The sequence below is a fragment of the Spirosoma montaniterrae genome, assembly GCF_001988955.1.
Taxonomy (GTDB): Bacteria; Bacteroidota; Bacteroidia; order Cytophagales; family Spirosomataceae; genus Spirosoma; species Spirosoma montaniterrae.
This window is the reverse complement of the sequence record NZ_CP014263.1, coordinates 1438791-1461267: the sequence shown is the minus strand read 5'-3', so window position 1 is coordinate 1461267 and position 22477 is coordinate 1438791. Positions and strand designations below refer to the sequence as shown.

The following is a 22477-nucleotide window of genomic DNA, read 5'->3' as shown; positions in this document are numbered from 1 at the left end:
CCACTTATTTTTGACGAACCAGTTCGCCCCCGGCCCAGTTGAGTTTGGCAACTTTACCCTGTGCGTCGAGGATAAACACAACGGCATCGGTGCCGCTCCAGAAATCGTCGTAGGTAAGCCGGAATGTATCGTAATGCCAGTGGTTGAGCCGTCCGGTAGTAAAGTTATTGGCCGAAAAGCGCAACGAGCCATCCTGCATTGCAACGTCGATTTTACCATAGAGCGGGTCGGTATATGTGCCGACGTAAGCCGAAAGTGGCAACGTGGGTTTAGTGTTCGGCACACGGCTGCTGTCGGCTTTGGCTTGGGCGGCTTTGGCCTGCTGCTCAATCGATCCGTAAAGTTTACGGAACTCCGCACTCCAGTCCCGGCCCGTTACGTTGGCGGGGTTCAGTGCAAACTCATCGAAGGCCCGATAAATGAGCGCGTGCCGCACTTCGGCATGGTCGAGATTGCCCTGCACATACACAGCTAACTTGTAGTCAGGCAGTTGGGCGTGAAGTGCTATCATTCCTGTTAAACTTCCGGTATGAAAATTAACGCGATGCCCCCGGTAGTCGTGCTGAAACCAGCCCAGCGCGTAGGTTTTCCAGACCGGCTTTGTCAGCACCTGCGTTGGGTAAAACTGGGCATCGGTTACAATGGTCTGCGGCTTGAAGAGTTCGGCCCACGTGCCGGGTTTGAGTAGCGTTTTACCAGCATATCGCCCCGAATCGAGCATACACTGCATCCAGGCCGTCAGATCGTCGGGGCACGACCATACCGACCCGGCAGGTCCAACAGCATCGACCGCGCTTTCTTCCTGTCGGCTGTTCACGACCCGCACCGTATCGTTCACGTTCACGTGCGGTTTGGCCCGGTTAGCGTCGGTTACATCACGGAACAGGGCGCGGGTACGGGTCATGCCCAGCGGTTCGAAAATGCGTTTCCGGATAAACGTCTCCCACGGCATCCCGCTTACTTTTTCAATTACTTTTCCGGCAGCTAAGTACATGATATTCTGATAAATGAATCCCGACCGTAGCGAATAGGCCGGTTTCACGTACCGCATTCGGTTCAGTATTTCGTCGGGCGGAATCTGCATGATCGTCCACAGCAGATCTGCGTTGCCCACCCCTGTGTTATGCAGTAGCAGATCGCGCACCCGCAACTCGCGGGTTACGGCGGGGTCGTAAAGCTGAAAATCGGGCAGGTAGTTGATAACGGGATCGTTCCAGCGCAGTTTACCTTCATCTACGAGCATTCCCAGACAGGCCGCCGTCATAGCTTTGGTGGTCGATGCCATCGCAAACAGCGTCTGTGAATCAACGGATTGCGTCGTTCCTGATTCGCGAACGCCGTACCCTTTTTTGAGCACTACCTTCCCGTTTTTAATGACCGTGACAGTCATACCCGGCACGCGCCAGTCGCGCAGAGCCTGCTGCACGTAAGCGTCGTAGCGGGCCACAGGATCGGGTTGTGGCCTGCGGGGCTGAGCGTAAAGGGAATGGCTGAGGCAATAGCCGACAGCGGTGAGAAAGAGCGTACATTTAGTTAGCATACGTGTAAAAAAATTCTAAAAAATGGAATCTATGCGGTACGTTTGCGTTATGGTAATAATTGCAAAAGCTACCCTGATCCGATTTACAGAAAAACACCCTGATGTGCTGGTTGCGTTGATGGAGTGGTATGATGTGGTAGCGGCTATTGATTGGGCCAATATAAACCATGTTCGGGCTACTTTCAACACGGTTGACTATGTAGGCAATGACCGTTTCATTTTTAACATACGCGGCAACCGTTATCGTTTAGTTGTAACTATCCTATTCAGCATCCGCACGGTTTATATCAAGTTTATCGGTACACATGCCGAATACGATAAAATCGATGCTAAAACAGTGGAACACAAAACATGACCATTCAAAACGAAACCGATTACAAGCAGGCTTTCGCAACATTCGATGCCTTGATTAGCCAAATGGGGGAAGACATTTCTCTGCAAAAGCAGGCTCGCACGCTGGCCGAAGCCATTCAAGCCTATGAAGAAGCAACTATGAACTTTCCAAAACCGACGACGCTTGTTGGCATGATTGAGTGGAAAATGTATGAAATGAAATTGAAACAGAAAGACCTGGCACAGCTTTTAGATATTGAAACTTCGCGTGTCTCGGAGATTTTAAACGGGAAAAGACGGATAACACTTGAACTCGCCAAGCGTCTGCATGAGAAGTTGGACATCGACGGTAATTTCATTCTCGAAACAGCTTAGCGTCTATCATAAAACATACCCATCAAACCACTACCATGCGCTGTTACCGGATCGACATCTTTTTAGCTGTACTGCTCATAGTTCGCCTGTTACCTATCTGTTCTGCCCAGCCGAAGCCCCGCAGCGCAACACCTGCCACTGCCAACGCGCTGTCGGCCATTCGTGAAGCCGATATCAAACGCGACCTGTTTGCGCTGGCCGACGATCATTTTCAGGGCCGCGAAGCCGGTACGCTCAACGAACTGAAAGCGTCGGTGTGGCTGGCCGATCAGCTTCGGGCTATTGGTTTGCAACCCGCTGGCGACGATGGCACGTTTTTTCAGTTTTTTCACCTCCAGCGCACCCGCATCACCGAAACCAGCCGCCTGAGCATCGGCAACCGTGACCTGATGCATGGCCGCGACGCCGTTGTGACGGTTCCGGCCATTGCCTCGGTCGATGCGCCCCTGGTATTTGTTGGAACGGGCACACCCGCCGAACTGGCTGGCGTTGATCTGAACGGAAAGGCGGTAGCCCTGCTATTTTCAGGTACGGCCCCGGCCAATCAGAACGTGTATCGGTTTGTGTTCGGCACCATGCAACGCCGGTCGGCAGAGTTGACTAAAGCGGGTGCATCGGCGGTGCTATTCGTGTCGGATAATTTCGCGCAGGGCGTGTATAACCGCTGGAGTATGCTGCTCGAACGGGGCCGCTACGACCTGCCCGGTGGCCCCAATACCCGCGTTTTCGCCCAGGCTCCCACGGTATGGCTTCCGGCCAGTGCATTGTCGTTGGTGCAGCAGCCCGGTCAGCGATTTACCAACGTAGTCAACGTCGAAAGTTTTAGCTACCCGTCGGTCAATATCGTTGCCCGCGCCCCCGGCACAGACCCGACACTGAAAAATGAGTACGTTTTATTCAGCACGCACCAGGATCACGATGGCGTTCGGATGCCGGTAGCGGGCGCATCCACGCCGGGCGATTCTATCTACAACGGAGCCGACGACAACGCCAGCAGTTGTGTGGCAATGATGGCTATTGCACGGGCCTTTGTGCGGCAACCTGCCAAACGCTCGGCTCTGTTTGTCTTTCACGGAGCCGAAGAGCGGGGGCTGCTTGGTTCACGCTATTACGCCGAACATCCGACCGTGCCGAAGCAATCGCTGGTGGCAGTGCTGAATGCCGACATGATTGGCCGCAATGCCCCCGACAGCGCGGCCCTGCTTGGTTCGCAGCTACCCCACCGCAACTCGCTCGATTTGGTGAATGCGGCTCTGACCGCCAATCAGAACGGCCCGCAGTTTAAGCTCGATACGCTTTGGGATAAGGTCGATCACCGTGAAGGGTTTTATTTCCGCAGTGACCACCTCCCCTACGCCCGCCAGAACATTCCAGCCATTTTCTTTACGAGCCTGCTCCACCCCGACTACCACACCCCCCGCGACGAACCCGCCCGTATCGACCTCGGTAAGCTGACCAACGTTACCCGCTGGATGTATCTGACCGGCTGGGATGTTGCCAACCGCCCGCAGCGCGTCCGGCTCGATGAAGGGTTTAAACTGGAGCGTTAGCCTGACTACATCTTTCTATGAACCGTTTCTACCCTCTCTTTCTCATCGTCGCCGTTGCCTGTCAGCGGCCCGCTGCTACTACCTCGAAAACCTACTTCCCGCCCAAAGACGCCTGGGCGCGAATCTCGCCCGACAAGGCCGGTATGGACCCCGCCCGGCTCGATTCAGCAGTAGCTTTCGCCAAAACGCAGGAAACCAAGCAGATGAAGCCTGACTTCTCGACGCAGGAAGAAATTTTCGGGAAGTTGCTTGGCCCCATTCCCAACAGCCGGGCAGCTACGAATGGCATTATTCTGCGGCACGGCTACATCGTGGCCGAATGGGGCGAAACCCAACGCGCCGATCCTACCTATAGCGTCGCCAAAAGCGTACTGTCGACCATTACCGGCATCAGCCACGAGCGTGGTCTGATTCCTGATCTTCAGGAACCGGTTGGTAAGCGCGTCCGCGATGGTGGCTACGATTCGGATCAGAACCGGGCCGTTACGTGGGAACAGCACCTGCGCCAGACCAGCGAATGGGAGGGAGAATTATGGGGCAAACACAGCAATTTTGTGGGCCGAGAAGCCTTCGGGCGGGGCGAACGAAAACCCCGCGTCCTGCAAAAACCCGGTACGTATTACGAGTACAACGACGTCAGAATCAACCGACTGGCTCTTTCGCTGCTCCGGCTCTGGAAAAAGCCCATTCCCGACGTCGTGCGCGACGAGTTGATGAACCCCATCGGCGCATCGGATACGTGGCAGTATATTCCTTACCCTACTGCCGTGGCCGACATCAACGGAAAGCCTATGCCCTCGGTGAGCGGTGGCACGCGCTGGGGAGGTGGGCTGTGGATCAACGCCCGTGACCTCGCTCGCTTCGGCTACCTGTTTCTGCGGCAGGGACGCTGGCAGAACCAACAGATTGTGTCGGCCAACTGGGTACGGCAGGCCACTACCGTTGGCCCGGTTGGCCCCGATTATGGCTATTTGTGGTGGCTCAACACCGGCAAGGGTGAAAGCGGCAAAAAGCCCTGGCCCGACGCGCCCACGAACAGCTTTGCCGCGCTCGGTGCCGGGCAAAACACCGTCTGGATCGACCCCGAACACGACATTGTACTTGTGTGGCGGTGGCACGACGGCAATCCAAATGAGCTGATAAAGCGGGTGCTGGCAGCCGTAAACTAGTTTATGGCAATACGAAACTTACCACATTCGAGGGCGTTGGATTGATGCCAGCGTAGATAGTGCGCTTAGTTTCGGGATCAACATAAGCGTTTTCGGTGGCCGTGATGCCGTAGACGATGGCATATACCCGTTCGCCGGGTTTGAACGACAGCAGATCGTCGGCCAGAAAGTTCAGCGAGAACGCGCCCGTACCACCCGGTGCCAGCGTAAACTGGGGCAGTGTCATTGTATAATTCAGGGCGTTTACTTTATCGTCGCGGCCAAAAAATACGCGCACCCGGCGTTGCTGCTCCGGGGCGGTTCCGGCAGGCTGAACGGGCGTCGCTATGCCGGTTAGGCTGATAGTCAGCTTATTGATCGATACCGTTAGGTTAGCCGGTATGGTGCGGGGCGTTTCCCAGATGTTGATCGGCGGGGCCGTGGTGGGCACTGATCCGCCGGTATGTATGATACCAATTAGCTTGGTATTGCCAAACTCCTCTTTTCGATAACTCAGATTATACAGCCCCGCCGGAGCATTGGTGATCGTAAACCGACCTTCGGGGCGGGTGCGGGCGGGGAAAGCCGTTTGCAACCCCTCCAGCGACACAATCATACCGGCATTGTCGGCTTTAGGCGTACCGAACTCGTCGTGGAGTTTTACGAAACCAGTAATGTCGCCTTTGGGCAGATCGGCACTGCTTATCGCACCTTTAGGCGTAAGCGAATCGTCGGCCATCGGATCGGGCGATGTTTTTGCACAGGCATATAGGATCATACATCCTGCCATCGCCAATCCAATGAGTACGGTTGTACGCATAGTCATATTATTTCCACCTAAAACCACATCAAAGCTATGACGATTTACGGCGTGTTCCACGAAAATGTTTTGTACGGACTCCGATGTATTTGCTCTTTTCGTAAATTTTTAGCGATACTTATTGGCAAAAATTCAGTCATAACCCACTCAACCTGTGTAAAACTAACTTTAAATCAGCGGATTCGTGGCAGTTCCACTGTATCGACACGTATTTACGCGTATTTTTGAAGCTACATATCCGCTTAGACCATCTACTCACCTGCCGTATTGACTTTTTTATGACTTCTATTGCCGAACGCGAACGCATCTACGAACGAGCCGATAACAAAGGTTGGAAGAAATGGGGGCCTTATTTAACCGAGCGCGCCTGGGGCACCGTCCGCGAAGATTACAGTCCTTACGGCGATGCCTGGAATTACGTCAGCCACGATATGGCCCGGTCGCGGGCATATCGGTGGGGCGAAGAAGGCATTGGCGGTATAGCCGACAACAAGGGCCACATCTGCTTCGCACTGGCATTCTGGAACCATAAAGATTCGATCCTTAAAGAACGGCTGTTTGGCCTGAGCGGGCCGGAAGGCAATCATGGCGAAGACGTAAAAGAACTGTACTATTATTTAGACAGTACGCCCACGCACTCGTACATGAAAATGCTGTATAAATATCCGCAGCAGGAATACCCCTATAACCGGCTCGTAATCGAAACCGCCCGGCGTGGTCGGCAGGAGCCGGAGTTTGAGATCACCGATACCGGCATCTTCGACAAAGATGAGTATTTCGACATTTTCATTGAGTACGCCAAAGCCGATCAGAACGACTGGTTAGTGACCGTAACGGCGCACAACCGCTCCGATAAAGACGCCCCGCTAACGCTGTTGCCTACCATCTGGTTTCGGAATACATGGGCCTGGGGCTATGAGCAGTACAGCAACATACGGCCAATGCTGAACGGCATCGGTACGAATCAAATCGAGGTGAATCACAAGCAGTTAGGCAAATATAAACTCTACTGCGAAGAGGCCGACGCGCTGCTGTTCTGCGATAACGACACAAACACCGAACGGCTTTACGGACGCCCCAACGTATCGAAATACCCAAAAGACGGGATCAACAACTACATTGTATCGGGCGGGCGCAAATCGTTTATTAACCCAAACGAAATTGGCACCAAAGCGGCTGCGCAATATGTGCGGCAGGTTCCGGCGGGTGGCAGCGTTAAAATCCGGTTACGGTTCAGCGATCAGACGACGCTGTCGCAGCCTTTTGCCGATTTTGACACCATCTGGCAGCAACGGCTCGATGAAGCAGATGCGTTCTATGCCAACCTGCAACGCAACGTAACTGACCCCGAACTGCTGGCAATTCAGCGACAGGCTTATGCCGGTATGCTCTGGAACAAGCAGTTTTATTATTACAACGTCAACGAATGGCTCAAGGGCGACCCCAAAATGCCGGTGCCGTTTCAGGGGCGCGTGTATGCCCGGAACGAAGGCTGGCGGCATATGTACACGGCCAATATTCTGAGCATGCCCGACAAGTGGGAATACCCGTGGTTTGCAGCCTGGGATTTGGCCTTCCATACCCTCACACTGGCCCGGCTCGACCCGCACTTCGCCAAGCGGCAGTTGGCCGTTATTCTGCGCGAATATTACATGCATCCCAACGGGCAGATTCCGGCCTACGAATGGAACTTCTCGGACGTGAACCCGCCCGTTCATGCGTGGGCGTGCTGGAAAGTGTATGAGATCGATAAAGAACTGAACGGAGAAGGCGACATCTCATTCCTTGAGCGGGTGTTTCATAAACTGCTGCTCAACTTTACGTGGTGGGTGAACCGCAAAGACGTTGAAGGAAACAACATCTTCGGCGGAGGCTTCCTCGGTCTCGATAATATCGGCGTATTCGACCGCAGTCAGCCGCTGCCGATGGGCGGGCGCATCGAGCAGGCCGACGGCACGGGCTGGATGGCAATGTACACGCTGAACATGCTCCGCATTGCCTGCGAAATTGGTCTGACACGTCCCAGCTATCAGGACATGGCGAGCAAGTTCTTCGAGCATTTTCTGCACATCGCCGGGGCCATGAACAACCTCGGTCGGCAGAATATCAGTCTGTGGGATGAAGTCGATCAGTTCTACTACGACGTTCTGCACATGCCCGACAACAACGCCCGGCTGCTCAAAATCCGGTCGATGGTAGGGCTGATTCCGTTGTTTGCGGTCGAAATTTTAGATGAAGACCTGCTCTCGAAACTGCCTGATTTCAAGCGTCGTGTAGAATGGGTATTGACCAACCGCCCCGATCTGGCGTCGTTAGTATCGCGCTGGCATGAGCCGGGCAAGGGTGAAACGCACCTGCTTAGTTTGCTGCGTGGCCACCGTATGAAGATGATTCTGAAACGGATGTTCGATGAAACCGAGTTTCTGTCCGACTACGGCATCCGGGCCTTGTCGAAATACCATGAGAAAACGCCCTATCAGTTCGAGCTGAACAGCGAAATTTTCCAGGTGCGCTACGTGCCTGCCGAGTCGGAGATGAGCATGTTTGGTGGCAATTCCAACTGGCGCGGGCCGGTCTGGTTCCCGGTGAATTTCCTGCTGGTCGATTCGCTGCTGAAATTCTACCAATATTACGGCGATGATTTCGAGGTAGAATACCCAACGCATTCGGGGCAGGTCATGAGCATCAAAGACGCTACGGTGCTGGTGGCTGAGCGGCTCATCAACATCTTCCGGCGCGGGGCCGACGGGCGGATTCCAGCCTATGGTTTCGACAAAAAAATGCAGACCGACCCGCATTTCGACGGTTTGTATTTATTCTACGAATACTTCCACGGCGACGTAGGGGCTGGCTTAGGTGCCAATCACCAAACTGGCTGGACGGGCCTCGTTGCCGACCTGATCGAGTATTTGTATAAATACCGCACCGAAACCGTAGAAACACCAGTAGCGAAATAGGCCGGTGTTTCGTAAATTTGACAAAAACATTTCCATGACTCAGCAAGCAAGCATCATACGAAATCCGGCTGTTATGATGGGGAAACCTACCATAGCCGGAACTCGTATCACTGTTGAACTGATCGTGCGTAAATTGGCGGGGGGCTTTACAATTGATGATATTCTCGGTATGTACCCGCACTTGAGCCGGGAGCAGGTTTTAGCAGCCCTTGACTACGCAGCCAATTTAATTGCTCACGAAATTGTCATTGAGTAATGATCATCAGTGAAGATGCTAATTCTGTTGAAGCCTGACTACGCCATTTGTCAGGAAACGCAGTGTGCCTCCCTGATAAATAATCTGCCGGGCCTGTGGCTGACTGTCGGTAAGCGATACAACGTGGCCCGCATCAATGTACACCATGTCGGCAAGGGTTGGCACACGGTTGCAAGACCAGGTGGTTGGGTTAGTCCAGTCGCCGGTTTTTAATGTGCGCATGGTCAGTTGGTTTAGCGTAACCGGCACCCGAACGCTCGGACACAGTCCCGAACAAAGTGCCTGAGCAAAAACGACCTGACTCGTAACGGTTGAGGCTACGGGCGTGTACGCGCTACCCGACGCCAACAGATTACCGCCTGCTATAGCATCCCACCAACTTACGGTTGCCGATGAACTGGCAACCGAAACGGCTGTGAGTGAGAATCCTGATATACAGAGCGGGTCGGTCATGGCATTGTCGAAGGGCAGCAGCGTCCAGGTGCCATTTGGGTTTTCGGCATATACCGTAGCCAGCGGCTGAGCAGGCGAAAACATTCCCGACGCAGGCGTTGCTCCCGATGCTATCGTGGCTGCACCATCCTGAAAAACCGTTGTCACCATACCGGCGTTACCACCGCCATATAGTCCGGCAGGCACCAGCGTGATTACCGTTCCCTGGGGCGACCGAAGCTGGAACTGAACTTCATTGTTGTAGGGGTTGCCGGTTTGTGTGGCCGTTCCGCACGTGGTCTGGTCTCCACCCCGTTTTTTCAGCCATGTGATCGACACGCGCAGGTTGCTCAGCAGTGGCAGATTACTGACCATTACCGTCGGGTCGGAGCCGCTCTTTTGTCCGGCATCGTAACCCACGGTTCCGCCTGCATAGACCGGTGTTTGCGTCAGGCTGGCCGGACAAACAGGAGCCGTTGCCGTGAGCGATGAGCTGACCGGGACGCCCGGCTGCGACAAACAAAGCGATACCGACTGCGTAACCGGGCTGGCCGTCTGCACATCGAGAAATTGAAGCGCAACCGCACTGGAGCTAAATGAACACCCCTGCGTGGTGGCCACTGCCCGGTAATTGCCCGGTTGCACCGCTGTAAATGACCCTGTAGACGCACCAGCTACAGTCGCATTGTTCCGAAACCATTGATAACCAGCCGCTGGAATTACCGTTGCCGTCAGCGGAAGCCGGGCACCCGTGCAGGCCAGTGAGGTATTCAGCGTATTCGTGATGGCTACGCTAAACGACGGAATTAGCACTGTTACCGGGGTTGAAGCCACGCTACAACTGCTAAACGCCGACGTTACAACGTACTGACCGTTGGTTTTTGCCACCAGTGTTGCCGAGCTACTACCGCTCACGACCGCGCCATTCCGAAGCCAGGTGTATGCCAGGCCCGGCACGTTGGTAGTTGTCAACAGGGTTGAATCGCCGGTACAGAATGTGGTTGGGCGCGTGGCCGAGATAACCAGCGAAACAGGTAGTACCGTAACCGCTATCGATGTTGACGAGAATGTACAAAGCCCCGATGTGATACTCACCGAATAGGCTCCGGTTTCATTGACAGTCAGCGAGTTGGCATTTGTACCAACGAACGCGCCACTGCGTCGCCACTGGTAGTTTGCTCCGGCAGTAGGGGCAACGCTCAGCGTCAGGCTTTGCCCCGGACAGAGTTGCGGACTACCCGATGCCGTAACCTGCGTATCGACCATAACCGCCGTCACGCTGAGTACGTTGCTCACGGCGGTGCAGCTTAGCCCTGCTGCCGAGAGCCGCACCGAGTAATCGCCCGGCTCGCGCACCACCAGCGAATTGCGGGCGTTACTGATGGTAAGACCGTTTCTGCGCCACTCGACCAGGCCGGCATACGTAACCGGAATAGTTAGCCTTACCGAATCGATTCCACACAATACGGGCGGCTTGTTGGTCGAAATGGTGAGCGTAGCAGGAATGACCGTAACGTTTACCGCCGTTGCCGACGCGGAGCAACCATCTGCCGTTGTAACCGTAACATTGTACACGCCCGTTTCGCTGACCACCAGTGTATTGGTATTCGTGCCGGTCGCTACATTATCTCTCCGCCATTGGTAGGTGCCGCCCGACACTGGGGTAGCAGTCAGCGTAAGCGAAGTTCCGGCGCAGACAAGGGTGTTGCCACCCGGCAATATATTAACTGCCGGAATTGTTGGACACGCCTGCTGCACGGCCCGGAGCGCATTGATACGGCCACTACCCAACAGCCCCGTCAGGCCCGGATTCTGCGCGTCGATATTGTCGCAGGTGTTTTTGATGAGCGTGATAAGTTGTGCAGGCGTCAGGGCCGGATTTATTGACCAGATATAGCCGAACAAACTGGCGGTCAGCGGGCAGGCCATTGACGTACCGCTGTAGCTGGCATAGGTATTGAAGGGCACTGTACTGTAAATCGACGAACCGGGTGCGCAAACGTCTGCCGCCGTACCATAGTTGCTAAAACCACTGCGGGTGTCGGTCGAGGTGGTACTCACTACGGCAACTACGTTGCTATAGGCCCCTGGGTAACTAACGGTCGATACATTGTCATTGCCAGCGGCTGCAATCCAGATAATACCCTGATTATAAACAGAATTAGCCAGATTCTGCGCCGTTTGAGAATACCCTCCCCCGCCCCACGAGGTGTTGATGATATTGGCACCGTTTTGGGCTGCCCACGCCACGCCCTCATACGCATGGGTGATGATTGTCTGCCCTGCCGACGCATCGGTCGTTGATTTAACCGGAATTAGCTTGACTTTATTGAACCCCAGCGAGGCTATACCTACGCCATTGTTGGTTACAGCTCCGGCAATACCGGCAACATGCGTGCCGTGCGACAAGCCGGTGCTGGGCGGGTTAGGGTCAGTGTCGCCGTTGGCTACATCGTAGCCGGGCAGCATATTTCCCTGTAAATCAGGATGATTTGTTTGGACAGCATCGTCGCAAATGGCGATTTTAATCAGCGCGTTTCCCTGATTGATGTCCCACGCCTGATACGCTTTTATGGTGTTTAGATGGTATTGCGTGTTTGTGGCGGGGTCGTTCGGCACAAGCGATACGCGCATCAGCGGCACTTTCTCGATGTACTCAATATCGCCGTCTTTTCTGATTTCCTCAATTAGTTCATCAACGCGCTTGGCATCGGCAATTTTCAGCCGGTACACTCGTTTCAGACCCGCGTCGGTCGCAAAATAAAACGACTGCTCGGCACGGTCGAACGTAAAGCGGTTCGTAAACTTGATTAAAGACGGTAGTTCGGCAGCCAGATTCGTAACCGGGCTGGTTTTCACCTGCGTTGGGTCGGCAAGGGCTTTGACTTTTATATATACCTCACCATCAACGTAATCTGGATCAACAAGCTGCCCAAAAGCCGGAACAACCGCGATACATCCCACAAACAGAAAACGGTAAAAAATAGCTGACATACAGATTTCTGTTTAGTTACAGCACTGCGCTTTCGAGCAGGCGAATGGTTCCTTTTGTAGCATCGAGTTCGGCGTTGATACCGAGCGGGATAGTGAATTTATCGGCAATATGCCCGATCATGGCACCAGCATAAGCCGGTATGTTCAGCGGCCCAATGTGTTCGGTCAGTACGTCTTCGAGGGTGAGCGAACCATAACCACCACTGCCTGCATCGCAGCGGGTGCATTTGCCGAATACCACCCCCGCCACCTGTCCCAGAATACCGGCTAATTTCAGGTGTGTTAGCATCCGGTCCATGCTGTAGACGTCTTCGCCCACGTCTTCAATAAACAGCAGTTTACCACGCCAGTCGGGCAAATAGGGTGAGCCAACGAGGTGGCACAGTACCGTGAGATTGCCGCCTACAAGTTGGCCGCGTGCCGTACCGGATTGAATTGTCCAGATGCGGTCTTTTGTCTGCGCCAGTAAATCGCTTTTCTCGGCGGGGTTTTGAAACGTCACTGCTTCGCCGTTCATCAGCACCCGCCGAAACCAATCGACCGTGTACGCATTCCAGGTGGCGGCTCCTTCGGGGCCGTGCAGGGTAGCGAGGCCGGTTTTGGCGTAGATACTCAGCAGCAGGGCCGTGATGTCGCTGTAGCCAATGAGCAGTTTCGGGTTCCGGCGCATCAGGTCGTAGTCGAGCAGGGGCAACAGCCGGGCACAACCCCAGCCACCGTGCATGGCCATGACCATGTGTACGGTCGGGTCGGCAAACAGGGCGTTGAGGTCGGCGGCCCGGTCGGCGTCGTGCCCGGCGAGGTAGCCGTAGCGGTCGTAGAAATGAGGTGCCAGTTTGGTTTTCAGCCCCAGCGCAGCCAGCGATTCTATTGTTACCTGCACCTGTTCGCGACTGTAGGCAGGTGCTGCCGGACAGGCCAGCCCAACGGTATCGCCGGGTTTAAGCCGGAGCGGTTTCACCGTTGAAACGGGCGGTTGAAAAGCACCGATAACAGGCGCGAGGACAGCAGTTTTTAAAAGCGAACGACGACTAAGCATGACAGGCAACGGATTTGGTCAAAAATAACCAATTGGCCTACTGCGAGTTATATTACGACAAAACAATCACACAAATCCTCAGTTTATAATACAAATCAAACATAATAAATACGTTATGAAAATCGCCATAGAAGAAGGGCAGGACAAACCCCTACTGGCCGATGGTCGTCAGCATGTTACGATCACCGATATTGAAGAAGGTACGAGCGAAAATAAAGGCGTTCCGTTTTTTGCCGTTCGGTTCGAGAACGAAACCGGCTATGTTTCGCACCGTTTCTACCAGTCGCGGGCGGGCATGTCGAACATCGTCAGTTTATTCGAGCGGGTAGGCATCGACGTGCAGGCAGGCGATGAGTTGGATACCAAACAACTACTGGGTAAAGAACTCGACATCACCGTTGGCGAACGCTCCTACAGCGACCCCAACACGGGCAGCGAACGCACCCTGAAACAGGCAATGGATTTTGTGGTATCGTAAGCCAGCGCGTAGAGACGCAAGATGTTGCGTCTCCTGATGCGCCAGCCCAAACCATCCGGTCAGGAGACGACAGTTGGCCAGCCTAAACCATCCGGTCAGGAGACGCAACATCTTGCGTCTCTACTTTTTATACGTAAACTGCATAATGTAGCCTTTCTTTCCGTCGCCTTCGCTGGCGATGAACAGGTCGCCGTTGGGAGCAAAGCAGATGCCTTCGGGTTGGCGAAACAGTTTTGGATCGAGCGGTTCGGAGTATAGAATTTTGGCCTGACGATTGGTGATAAGCAGGCGTTTTCCGGCAGAGGTAAGAATATACCACTCGCCCGTAATCGGGTGTACGGCAATGCCCGACGGTTTCCACGATTTGGGATCGATGCCCGCGCCGGTTAGCTGCTCGTCGTTCAGTTGCATATCTTTGAATACGGCCCGATTCCGCAAATCGAACGAGTACACGGTTTTATCGCTCGATGCTCCTCCCCCATTTTTCACGGCCAACAACAACCGTTTGGTTTTCGGCTCATAGCCCAGTCCCTCTACTTCCGTTTTTTCGGGCAAGTCTGTTTTAGTACGCCGGATATTACTGGCTACTTCGGTTTCAATAGCGTCAGTGTCGGCGGGGGGCGTAAACCGAAACAGGTCGCCGTTGCTTTGCAGCACATATACCTCATCATCGACGTATTCGATGCCTTCATAATCGCCAAAACCGCCAAAACCGAATTCCTGCACCACCTGCTTTTTCTTCGTATCATAGACGTACACCACGGCTTCTTCGTCCTGTACACAAAGTAGCTTATCGGCTTTATAATACGTCAGGCCCGACACTTCTTTCAGCTTTTTGGGTAGCGTAGTATTGTGGTCGGGCTGGTTGAGCGTGTAGGGCAACGTAAACGGAGCGGCCCTTGTAGCGGCTTCGGTTTGCTGTTCGGTTTTGTTCGATGAGCCGCCACAACCGGCGAGCAATAGGGCAAGGCCCAAATAGAAACGATGCATGGTTGAACGAACGTTTGGCACCAAAGGTAAAACAGCAACTTCTAATAGTATGCATTACGATTTCAATTGCCACTCAGCACACTGAAAACCAGACTCATACCACAAAAATCGTCATTCCGTCAGCTTCGTTTTCCGGAGTAGATAACACGGCGCAACTTTGTCACAGTCAAACGAAACAAAAACAAACGAAGCCATGAAAAATACACTTCTGTTGATGTTGGGTCTGGTAGCCGGAACCGCATCATTCGCCCAAACCACTGCCGACAAGGCCCCTGCCACGAGCGTAACCGTTACTACTGACAAGCGCGTTAAACTCATCGTTGGCCGCGAACAGGCCGTTGCCACCGTCAGCCTGCGCGATGCGAACGGTAACGTACTATATACCCAGAAAGTTGACCTGAGCAATGGGTTGCGTCAGTATTTCAACATCGCTGAACTGGAAAATGGTGCCTATCAATTGGCCGTATCGGTCGGCAATGAAACCGTAACGAACCGCTTTGTTATTGATGAGCAGCCCGCTCAGAAAATTATAACGGTACAGTCGTAACACCCCACCCCTGTCCCCTCCCCGTTAGAAAGGAGCAAGAAGCGCGAAGCTTGTTGAGCTTCACCCCTCCCTAACGGGGAGGGGACAGGGGTGGGGTCAACAAACCCGGCGTTCGGCAGATGAAATCTGGCATTCGGCGGGTTTGTTTTTGGTTGGCCTAAAGCCGTACTTAGTTTTGTTAACTGACCTGCTACCCGCTGCCGTATGACGTACCGCCTGACAACCCAACAAAAATGGCAACTCGCCCTGAGCGTATTTGCTGTTTACTGGCCGCTCCGGTTGTATGTCAACATTTCTGAGTGGTCGTGGGAAATGGTACTGCGTTCGCTGCCATTCTGGGTGGTCGAAATCGCGCTAACGTTGTTGTTTTTCTACGTCTGGCTGGTGTTTACCGAGTGGTTGCAGCAACGGATTTTCAAACGGCAGGGTGAGAATTTTCTGATCGAGTTTCGGATTCCGGCTCAATTGGCTACGCTCTTCATCGCCAACGGATTAGCGGTTCTGTTCAACATTGGTTTTTTCACCATCTGGCATTCTACCAGCGATTTTCTGGAAGATAATTTTGGTTATACGCGGTACAGCCTTGCCCCCCAACGCCCCGCAGAACCACCACTCAGCCCGGAACAACGCGCCCGCAACCGCAACCAACGCGCCAAAGCCAACAATAGCCTCACGGTGATGGCCATGTTATCGGCGTTTTATTTAGCCGCCAACCGCCGGGCCAATCGGCGGCTCGAAGACGTGCAGGTGCGGGCCGAACGCTTGGAAAAAGAAAACGTACAGGCGCAGTTTGCCGCGCTGAAAAGCCAGGTAAATCCGCATTTTCTGTTCAATAGCCTCAGCATTCTGTCGTCGCTGGTTCATGCCGACGCCGAGTTGTCCGAAAGATTTATCGATCAACTCTCGCGGGCGTATCGCTACATCCTCGAACAACGCGACAATGAGCGCGTGCTGCTCAAAACCGAACTGGAGTTTATTCAGGCGTATCGGTTTTTGCTCAACATTCGCTTCGAGAACAAATTCGACGTGATTATCGACGTACCTGAAGCCGACCAAAGCCGGTATGCCATTGCCCCGCTCACGCTGCAACTGCTGGTCGAAAACGCCGTAAAACACAACCGCATGTCGGCCAAAGAGCCGCTGCATGTGCAGATTTATTTAGAAAACGATTGTATGGTTGTTGAAAATAACTTCCAGCCTCGCCCGCAATCGGAAGTTTCGACAGGCGTTGGTTTACAGAATATAGTCACCCGCTACACCCTGCTCACCAACCGCCCCGTCAGTATTGAAGAAGGCGAAGAACGCTTTGTTGTGAAGATACCCCTACTTAGTTGAATGATAGAATGACTGAATGATTGAATGATTGAATGATTGAATGTAACCCCTGCACTCCATTCAACCATTCAGTCATTCTATCATTCTATCATTCAACCATTCAACCATCCAACCAGTCAATCATTCTATCACTCGGCTATGAACGTACTCATTATTGAAGACGAGAACCTGACAGCCAAACGGTTAGAGAGCCTGTTGCTGAAATACGACCCCACGATTTCGGTGCTGGCCCGCATTCCGTCGGTGGCCGATGCCGTGGCGTGGCTTGAGGAAACGCACCCGCCGGTCGATCTGCTGTTTATGGATATTCACCTCGAAGACGACCTCGGCTTTCGCATCTTCGAGCAAACAACGCTGACTACACCGGTTATTTTTACTACCGCCTACGATGAGTACATGATTCAGGCATTTAAGGTCAACAGCATCGATTACCTGCTTAAACCCATCAATTACGACGAACTGGTAGCGGCCATCGAGAAATTCAAGGCACTGAAAAAGCAGTTCGGAGCGGGTAGCCCGTCGGCCCCGGCTGCGCCTGATCTGGAAACACTCCTGAATCTGATTGGCCGACCCAAACAGGCCGACTATAAAGACCGGTTTATGATTACCATCGGCACCAAAATTCGCAGCATCGAAACTGCCGACGTAGCCTATTTTTTTCTGGAAGAAAAAATCGTCTTTTTAGTTGACAAAGAGGGAACTACCCTACCCGTTGATTACAGTTTGGACAAACTGACACAGGTGCTCGACCCGCGTCAGTTTTTCCGTATCAGCCGCCAGTTTCTGATTTCACTGTCGGCCATTCACACCATTCATACCTACTCGGCAGGCAAACTCAAACTCGACCTGCGCCCTAAATCCCGGCACGAAGTTTTCGTCAGTGGCGACCGTATGACAGCTTTTAAAGAGTGGCTGGGAAAATAAATCGCCTACGTGGAAAGCTGTACCTTTGCCGGATGGAAGAAACTAACCGGCCCCAACGCCGACCACGCGGGCAACGCAGCAACATCGACCTGACGGTGAAAGCCCCCGGCGAACTGATGGCATTCTTACTTGCCAATCTGCCCGGCAAAAACCGCAACAACATCAAGTCGCTGCTAAAAAATAAGCAGATTCTGGTCGATGGAAACGTGTATACGCAATATAACCATCCGCTTCAACCGGGTCAGGCAGTGACCGTTACCGCCGAACGCACCGCCCAAAGCGCCCAGTACCGGGGCCTGACGCTGCTTCACGAAGATCATAATCTGTTGATTATCAATAAGCACGCCGGGCTACTGTCGATGGCAACCGACAAGGGCAACGAGCGTACTGCTTACAGCATTCTGAGCGATTATGTGAAGAAGCAGAATCCAAAAAACAAAATTTTTATTGTACATCGGCTCGACCGCGAAACGTCGGGCGTAATGGTGTTTGCCCGCAGCGAGGAAGTGCAGCGACTTATGCAGGAGTCGTGGAACGCAACAACGAAGCAGCGTACTTATCTGGCTTTGGTTGAGGGCGTACCCGAACCACCCGCCGGCACTATTACGTCTTACCTGCGCGAGAGCAAAGCCCTGATTGTGTATTCGAGCCAAAACCCGGAAGGGGGGCAGTTGGCCGTCACGAATTACAGCGTACAAAAAGCGGCCAATGGCTACGCACTGCTGAAACTTGAACTCGAAACGGGGCGCAAAAATCAGATTCGGGTACACATGCAGGATCTCGGCCATCCTATTGCGGGCGATGCCAAGTACGGAGCCACCACCGACCCCATCGGGCGGCTTGGCCTGCACGCCGAAGTGCTGGCATTCGACCATCCCGTTACGGGTCAGGCTATGCGTTTCGACGCACCGACCCCTAAGGCGTTTCAGAGCATATTGAAACAAGTCGAATAGTTATGAATCAACGACTGGCACACATTGCACTCGTCGTGCGCAACTACGACGAGGCTATCGACTTTTACACACAAACGCTTGGTTTCGAATTAATTGAAGACACGCCCCTGAGCGATACCAAACGCTGGGTGCTGGTGGCGCCCAAAGGCGAAGGCTCGTGCCGGTTGCTGCTGGCGCAGGCCGTTGGCGAGGAGCAGCAGAGCCGCATCGGCAACCAAACCGGCGGGCGTGTATTTCTATTTCTGCACACCGACGATTTCTGGCGCGACTACAACCGCTACTGGCAAAACGGCGTCCGTTTCGTGCGCGAACCCTCGGTTGAAGCATACGGAACCGTGGCCGTTTTTGAAGATCTGTACGGAAATCTGTGGGATTTGATTGGCGTGATGAACGATGAGCGATGAGTGATGAGTTTCCGCGTCAGCAAACTCATCGCTCATCACTCATCACTCATCACTCTTAACACCTGCACAATGGCCCGGTCTATATCGGCGCGTTTGCGGTCGGGCGGATCGAAGCGGTTAAACGGACGTAGTTCGAGTACGTAGGTTTGCTCGGTGGTATCGTCGTCGAGGGGCGTGAAAAGTTTGTAGCCGATAAGCGCGACGGGCAACAGGCCGTGCCGTTTTTTGTAGGTTTGCAGTAGCACGCTCAGAAAATTTTCTACCGCATTGTCTGAAACGCCGGGCGCAGGAACAAACCGTACTTCGGCATGGTTGCGGTCGCGCAGCGTTTGCTCGTCGGGCGCGAAATGTCCGGCGCAGCTCGAAAACGTCTGCACCAGCCCGGTAGCATTCAGCGCATCGACCAACGGGCGAATTTGGGGTTCGATATCAGTCATTTTTTGCGCCAGTACCAGCCTAAATAAAGTACGGCCAGCACCGCCATAACACCCGACAGTGCAAACGACGCGTCGATGCCGCCCGGTGTGCCATTGGCATCGTTCAGGATGTGATTGAGCAGCCAGCCTGATGCCACGGCACCAATACCGATACCTGCTTCAAGGGCAATGTACATGGTTGCCATTGCCCGACCCCGCGTGGCTTCGTCGCTCAAATCGGCGGTCCAGGCTTGTACGGTAGGTGAGTTCATTCCCCACGACATGCCGTAAAAAATTGCCGCCAGCCAGAACCACCACGGTGAATTTGCCAGTATAAGCAACCCCATCGACACCGCCAGAACAACGGTTGAGACAAACAGCACCGGCACCCGCCCATACCGATCCGACGACCGGCTGAATACCAATCGCACCAGCAGCGACGCCACCGTATATACTGTAAAAAACAGCCCTTTATTACTGATTCCCAGCGATGTACTCAGGCTCGGAACTACCGTCAGCACAACACCCGACCCGAACGATTGTAAAAACAGTACCACGAACGGCGGAATAGCCTGCTTGTCGAAAATTTCGTCTTTATTCAGTTTTAGCAGGGCAAACCGAAACGGTTTTGGGTCGGCCAGCGTTTCGGGCATCCGCAGTAAAATCAGAATCGACAGCAGGGCAAACGCCGATGACGTCCAGAACATCACGTTCATCGAGAAATCGTCGGCCAGCCAGCTACCAATGGCCGGCCCGAGCGACATGCCCATTGCGGTAAACAAACCAAGCGTACCCATTGCTTCGCCCCGGCGATTGGCAGGCACTACATCGGCTACATAGGCGGAGGTTGCAGTGGGTTTGGTGCCAGTCGAAAAGCCGTGGATGAGCCGGAGCGTCAGAAACCCCCAGACCGTAAGCAGGTATGGGTATAAAAACCCGCAAATAAAACAAACGACAGACCCGAAAGCCATGACCGGCACCCGCCCTACCGTGTCAGTAATTTTGCCACTGAACGGACGCGATACACCTGCCGTAAGCGTAAACAAGGCGATAATCAGCCCTACATACGCCTGACCACCCATCTGCCGCAGGTAATCGGGCAGTTCGGGAATCATCATCGAGAAACTCGCCGAAAAAAGAAAGTTACTGGCACTCAGCAACCAGAAGGAGATCGTATAAAGCGAAGTACTGTTGGACTGCCGACGAAAGGAAAATGAGCGAACTAGCAAAACCGGGTGCGTTTGTTCGGGGCAAAAGTACCATTTTTACCCGGAACGGCGCGAAAATCAAGCTCGAAAAGCAGATTTTTCCTATTTATCTATCTACCGTTTCATTTCGCCGGGCCGGTTTGATTGCCACCATCGATCACAAACCGCCATTGGCCGTTGCGCTGCCGTTTCCAGACCGTGACATACACGCCTTCGAGAGAAGATACTTTACCGGCATCGTCTTTGCTGCTCAATAGCCACTGCCCGAAAGTGTACCCCAAATCGCCCGATTGGGCTGCATCGGCTTTTAGCACCTGCCACGTCAGCACGGCCTCGGTTTTGGGCATCCGGGCCATCTGCGCCCGCAGCGAATCGAACCCGATGGTGGGTGCCGCACCGTCGTTGAGTTTGATGGCATCGTCGGCAGCATAGGTGGTAAACGCTTTCGCCATACCTTGTTTTTCAGACAGAATGCTAAAGTTCAGGTCGGCTTCGCGGATTTCATCGATGGCACGCTGACGCACCACAGCCGCCGGATTCATGGCGCGCGGACTATCGACCCGCGAACGGCATGCCTGGCTAAAAAGTGTAGTAAGAAGTACAAGAAGTAGGGTGTTCTTCATGAACGGGTACGGTGTTTGGTTGGGATTTGGCGTAAATTTGCAGAAAGAATGATGAATTTTAACTGATGAATTTTTCTTCACGCATCGTTCATCACTCATCTCTCATCACTGTACTTTATGTCGCGTACTATCAAAATCGGCATTTTCCTTACCGTCTCTATCCTGCTGACGACGTTCACGTTCTACTTCTGGCAGATTTTCAAAAGCCCTAACCTGCAAGTCCGCGAAGGCGACAAAACCTTTGCGCTGCTTATTCCGCGTGGTTCCACCTTCGAGTCGGTGATAGACACGCTGCAAAAACACAAAGTGCTCAACGACGAGATGTCGTTCCGGTTCCTGGCTAAGCTGATGAAATACCCGGAGTTGGTAAAAGAAGGCCGCTATGAAATTCGCCCGCGTGCCGGCAACCGCGAAGTGCTGGTTAAACTGCGCAATGGTAGCCAGGACCCGATGATGCTGACATTCAACAGTATGCGTCAGAAAAGCGATTTAATTCAGCGCGTGGGCAGCAAGTTCGCGTTTGGCTCAGAAGCCCTTGGCGAGTTGCTCAACGACCCCGCTACCTGCGAAAAATTTGGCTTCGACACCACCACCATCGTATGCCTGTTTCTGCCCAATACCTACGAACTGTTCTGGACCATCAAGCCCGATGCCTTTCTGGAACGCATGGGTTCTGAGTATAAAAAATTCTGGACGCCCGAACGACAGTCTAAAGCCAAAGCGTTGGGTCTGACGCAAACGCAAACGCAGGTATTGGCATCGATTGTGGCTGCCGAAACCAACAAACGCGACGAGCAGCCGCGCGTTGCGGGCGTGTACCTCAACCGGCTGAAGCGGGGCATCAAGCTCGAAGCTGACCCTACCGTTATTTTTGCCCTGCGCGATTTCAGCATCCGGCGGCTACTGAACAAACAACTGACCATCGATTCGCCGTATAACACATACCGGTATGCCGGTTTGCCGCCCGGCCCCATCAACCTCCCCGCCCCCGCCACCATCGACGCCGTGCTGAACGCCGAACAGCACGATTACCTATATTTTGTGGTCGATGCGCGTTTCAACGGCTATCATACCTTCTCAAAAACGCTGGCCGAACACCTCGCCAACGCCCGCCTGTATCAGCAGGCACTGAATCGAATGAAAATCATGAAATAA

General features: G+C 53.6%; 21 protein-coding genes. 13 read left to right on the top strand and 8 right to left on the bottom strand.

The window, feature by feature from the left end:
- Positions 1-4: 4 nt before the first annotated feature.
- A complete protein-coding gene (locus AWR27_RS06370; RefSeq protein WP_077130422.1) occupies positions 5-1540 on the bottom strand; it encodes a serine hydrolase in 1536 nt (511 codons plus the stop codon).
- A 31-nt stretch (positions 1541-1571) separates the two neighbouring features.
- Between AWR27_RS06370 and AWR27_RS06365 the strand changes: the two genes are divergently transcribed.
- The 4 genes from AWR27_RS06365 to AWR27_RS06350 are packed head-to-tail and all read left to right on the top strand — an operon-like array spanning position 1572 to position 4967.
- Positions 1572-1895 (top strand): type II toxin-antitoxin system HigB family toxin, encoded by a 324-nt coding sequence (locus AWR27_RS06365; RefSeq protein WP_232325994.1) that lies wholly within the window; start codon positions 1572-1574, stop codon positions 1893-1895.
- Positions 1892-2248, top strand: a complete 357-nt coding sequence (locus tag AWR27_RS06360) for a helix-turn-helix domain-containing protein (RefSeq protein WP_077130420.1) — start codon at positions 1892-1894, stop codon at positions 2246-2248. The genes AWR27_RS06365 and AWR27_RS06360 overlap by 4 nt, the downstream gene beginning before the upstream one ends.
- Before the next feature lie 35 nt (positions 2249-2283).
- Positions 2284-3798: a M28 family peptidase gene (locus tag AWR27_RS06355; RefSeq protein WP_077130419.1), complete on the top strand. Its 1515-nt coding sequence runs from the start codon at positions 2284-2286 to the stop codon at positions 3796-3798.
- 17 nt (positions 3799-3815) lie between these two features.
- Positions 3816-4967 carry a serine hydrolase domain-containing protein gene (locus AWR27_RS06350; protein WP_077130418.1) on the top strand — a complete coding sequence of 384 codons (1152 nt, stop codon included), beginning with the start codon at positions 3816-3818 and terminating at the stop codon, positions 4965-4967.
- A 1-nt stretch (position 4968) separates the two neighbouring features.
- Here AWR27_RS06350 and AWR27_RS06345 read toward each other — a convergent pair whose 3' ends face one another.
- Positions 4969-5766 (bottom strand): hypothetical protein, encoded by a 798-nt coding sequence (locus AWR27_RS06345; RefSeq protein ID WP_157579158.1) that lies wholly within the window; start codon positions 5764-5766, stop codon positions 4969-4971.
- A 278-nt stretch (positions 5767-6044) separates the two neighbouring features.
- Between AWR27_RS06345 and AWR27_RS06340 the strand changes: the two genes are divergently transcribed.
- Together AWR27_RS06340 and AWR27_RS06335 are read left to right on the top strand one after the other, a co-directional pair.
- A complete protein-coding gene (locus tag AWR27_RS06340; RefSeq protein WP_077130416.1) occupies positions 6045-8723 on the top strand; it encodes an MGH1-like glycoside hydrolase domain-containing protein in 2679 nt (892 codons plus the stop codon).
- Between the two features lie 34 nt (positions 8724-8757).
- Complete coding sequence (locus AWR27_RS06335) at positions 8758-8979, top strand: DUF433 domain-containing protein (RefSeq protein WP_077130415.1); 222 nt, start codon at positions 8758-8760, stop codon at positions 8977-8979.
- 18 nt (positions 8980-8997) lie between these two features.
- Here the strand turns inward: AWR27_RS06335 and AWR27_RS06330 are convergent, their stop codons facing one another.
- A complete protein-coding gene (locus AWR27_RS06330; protein ID WP_077130414.1) occupies positions 8998-12405 on the bottom strand; it encodes a S8 family serine peptidase in 3408 nt (1135 codons plus the stop codon).
- A 16-nt stretch (positions 12406-12421) separates the two neighbouring features.
- Positions 12422-13444, bottom strand: a complete 1023-nt coding sequence (locus AWR27_RS06325) for a S66 peptidase family protein (protein WP_077130413.1) — start codon at positions 13442-13444, stop codon at positions 12422-12424.
- Between the two features lie 115 nt (positions 13445-13559).
- On the opposite strand from AWR27_RS06325, the gene AWR27_RS06320 reads away from it, so the two are divergent.
- Positions 13560-13922 (top strand): hypothetical protein, encoded by a 363-nt coding sequence (locus tag AWR27_RS06320; protein ID WP_077130412.1) that lies wholly within the window; start codon positions 13560-13562, stop codon positions 13920-13922.
- 120 nt (positions 13923-14042) lie between these two features.
- Here AWR27_RS06320 and AWR27_RS06315 read toward each other — a convergent pair whose 3' ends face one another.
- The gene (locus AWR27_RS06315; RefSeq protein WP_077130411.1) at positions 14043-14912 is read right to left on the bottom strand and encodes an SdiA-regulated domain-containing protein; all 870 of its coding nucleotides are present in this window, start codon (positions 14910-14912) and stop codon (positions 14043-14045) included.
- A gap of 193 nt (positions 14913-15105) precedes the next feature.
- Here AWR27_RS06315 and AWR27_RS06310 point away from each other — a divergent pair, with 193 nt between their 5' ends.
- The 5 genes from AWR27_RS06310 to AWR27_RS06290 all read left to right on the top strand — a co-directional run bounded on the left by AWR27_RS06310 (position 15106) and on the right by AWR27_RS06290 (position 19075).
- The gene (locus AWR27_RS06310) at positions 15106-15459 is read left to right on the top strand and encodes a T9SS type A sorting domain-containing protein (RefSeq protein ID WP_077130410.1); all 354 of its coding nucleotides are present in this window, start codon (positions 15106-15108) and stop codon (positions 15457-15459) included.
- 204 nt (positions 15460-15663) lie between these two features.
- On the top strand, positions 15664-16794 hold the full coding sequence (locus AWR27_RS06305) for a sensor histidine kinase (RefSeq protein WP_077130409.1): 1131 nt from the start codon (positions 15664-15666) through the stop codon (positions 16792-16794).
- Between the two features lie 138 nt (positions 16795-16932).
- A complete protein-coding gene (locus AWR27_RS06300) occupies positions 16933-17718 on the top strand; it encodes a LytR/AlgR family response regulator transcription factor (protein WP_077130408.1) in 786 nt (261 codons plus the stop codon).
- Positions 17719-17750: 32 nt separating this feature from the next.
- Positions 17751-18671 (top strand): RluA family pseudouridine synthase, encoded by a 921-nt coding sequence (locus AWR27_RS06295; protein ID WP_077130407.1) that lies wholly within the window; start codon positions 17751-17753, stop codon positions 18669-18671.
- A gap of 2 nt (positions 18672-18673) precedes the next feature.
- Complete coding sequence (locus AWR27_RS06290; RefSeq protein WP_077130406.1) at positions 18674-19075, top strand: VOC family protein; 402 nt, start codon at positions 18674-18676, stop codon at positions 19073-19075.
- A 35-nt stretch (positions 19076-19110) separates the two neighbouring features.
- On the opposite strand, the gene AWR27_RS06285 is transcribed toward AWR27_RS06290, so the two are convergent.
- The 3 genes from AWR27_RS06285 to AWR27_RS06275 all read right to left on the bottom strand — a co-directional run bounded on the left by AWR27_RS06285 (position 19111) and on the right by AWR27_RS06275 (position 21322).
- Entirely contained in the window at positions 19111-19512 is a 402-nt protein-coding gene (locus tag AWR27_RS06285; protein WP_077130405.1) for a hypothetical protein, read from the bottom strand.
- Positions 19509-20720 carry an MFS transporter gene (locus AWR27_RS06280; protein WP_077130404.1) on the bottom strand — a complete coding sequence of 404 codons (1212 nt, stop codon included), beginning with the start codon at positions 20718-20720 and terminating at the stop codon, positions 19509-19511. The genes AWR27_RS06285 and AWR27_RS06280 overlap by 4 nt, the downstream gene beginning before the upstream one ends.
- 101 nt (positions 20721-20821) lie before the next feature.
- The gene (locus tag AWR27_RS06275) at positions 20822-21322 is read right to left on the bottom strand and encodes a YybH family protein (RefSeq protein WP_232325993.1); all 501 of its coding nucleotides are present in this window, start codon (positions 21320-21322) and stop codon (positions 20822-20824) included.
- Positions 21323-21439: 117 nt separating this feature from the next.
- Between AWR27_RS06275 and mltG the strand changes: the two genes are divergently transcribed.
- Positions 21440-22477, top strand: a complete 1038-nt coding sequence (mltG, locus tag AWR27_RS06270; RefSeq protein WP_077130402.1) for an endolytic transglycosylase MltG — start codon at positions 21440-21442, stop codon at positions 22475-22477.

What these genes read in the sequence shown, in the direction of transcription:
- AWR27_RS06370 (WP_077130422.1), bottom strand. Translation starts at nt 1,540, where the DNA reads ATGCTAACTAAATGTACGCTCTTTCTCACCGCTGTCGGCTATTGCCTC.
- AWR27_RS06365 (WP_232325994.1), top strand. Translation starts at nt 1,572, where the DNA reads ATGCGGTACGTTTGCGTTATGGTAATAATTGCAAAAGCTACCCTGATC.
- AWR27_RS06360 (WP_077130420.1), top strand. Translation starts at nt 1,892, where the DNA reads ATGACCATTCAAAACGAAACCGATTACAAGCAGGCTTTCGCAACATTC.
- AWR27_RS06355 (WP_077130419.1), top strand. Translation starts at nt 2,284, where the DNA reads ATGCGCTGTTACCGGATCGACATCTTTTTAGCTGTACTGCTCATAGTT.
- AWR27_RS06350 (WP_077130418.1), top strand. Translation starts at nt 3,816, where the DNA reads ATGAACCGTTTCTACCCTCTCTTTCTCATCGTCGCCGTTGCCTGTCAG.
- AWR27_RS06345 (WP_157579158.1), bottom strand. Translation starts at nt 5,766, where the DNA reads ATGCGTACAACCGTACTCATTGGATTGGCGATGGCAGGATGTATGATC.
- AWR27_RS06340 (WP_077130416.1), top strand. Translation starts at nt 6,045, where the DNA reads ATGACTTCTATTGCCGAACGCGAACGCATCTACGAACGAGCCGATAAC.
- AWR27_RS06335 (WP_077130415.1), top strand. Translation starts at nt 8,758, where the DNA reads ATGACTCAGCAAGCAAGCATCATACGAAATCCGGCTGTTATGATGGGG.
- AWR27_RS06330 (WP_077130414.1), bottom strand. Translation starts at nt 12,405, where the DNA reads ATGTCAGCTATTTTTTACCGTTTTCTGTTTGTGGGATGTATCGCGGTT.
- AWR27_RS06325 (WP_077130413.1), bottom strand. Translation starts at nt 13,444, where the DNA reads ATGCTTAGTCGTCGTTCGCTTTTAAAAACTGCTGTCCTCGCGCCTGTT.
- AWR27_RS06320 (WP_077130412.1), top strand. Translation starts at nt 13,560, where the DNA reads ATGAAAATCGCCATAGAAGAAGGGCAGGACAAACCCCTACTGGCCGAT.
- AWR27_RS06315 (WP_077130411.1), bottom strand. Translation starts at nt 14,912, where the DNA reads ATGCATCGTTTCTATTTGGGCCTTGCCCTATTGCTCGCCGGTTGTGGC.
- AWR27_RS06310 (WP_077130410.1), top strand. Translation starts at nt 15,106, where the DNA reads ATGAAAAATACACTTCTGTTGATGTTGGGTCTGGTAGCCGGAACCGCA.
- AWR27_RS06305 (WP_077130409.1), top strand. Translation starts at nt 15,664, where the DNA reads ATGACGTACCGCCTGACAACCCAACAAAAATGGCAACTCGCCCTGAGC.
- AWR27_RS06300 (WP_077130408.1), top strand. Translation starts at nt 16,933, where the DNA reads ATGAACGTACTCATTATTGAAGACGAGAACCTGACAGCCAAACGGTTA.
- AWR27_RS06295 (WP_077130407.1), top strand. Translation starts at nt 17,751, where the DNA reads ATGGAAGAAACTAACCGGCCCCAACGCCGACCACGCGGGCAACGCAGC.
- AWR27_RS06290 (WP_077130406.1), top strand. Translation starts at nt 18,674, where the DNA reads ATGAATCAACGACTGGCACACATTGCACTCGTCGTGCGCAACTACGAC.
- AWR27_RS06285 (WP_077130405.1), bottom strand. Translation starts at nt 19,512, where the DNA reads ATGACTGATATCGAACCCCAAATTCGCCCGTTGGTCGATGCGCTGAAT.
- AWR27_RS06275 (WP_232325993.1), bottom strand. Translation starts at nt 21,322, where the DNA reads ATGAAGAACACCCTACTTCTTGTACTTCTTACTACACTTTTTAGCCAG.
- mltG (WP_077130402.1), top strand. Translation starts at nt 21,440, where the DNA reads ATGTCGCGTACTATCAAAATCGGCATTTTCCTTACCGTCTCTATCCTG.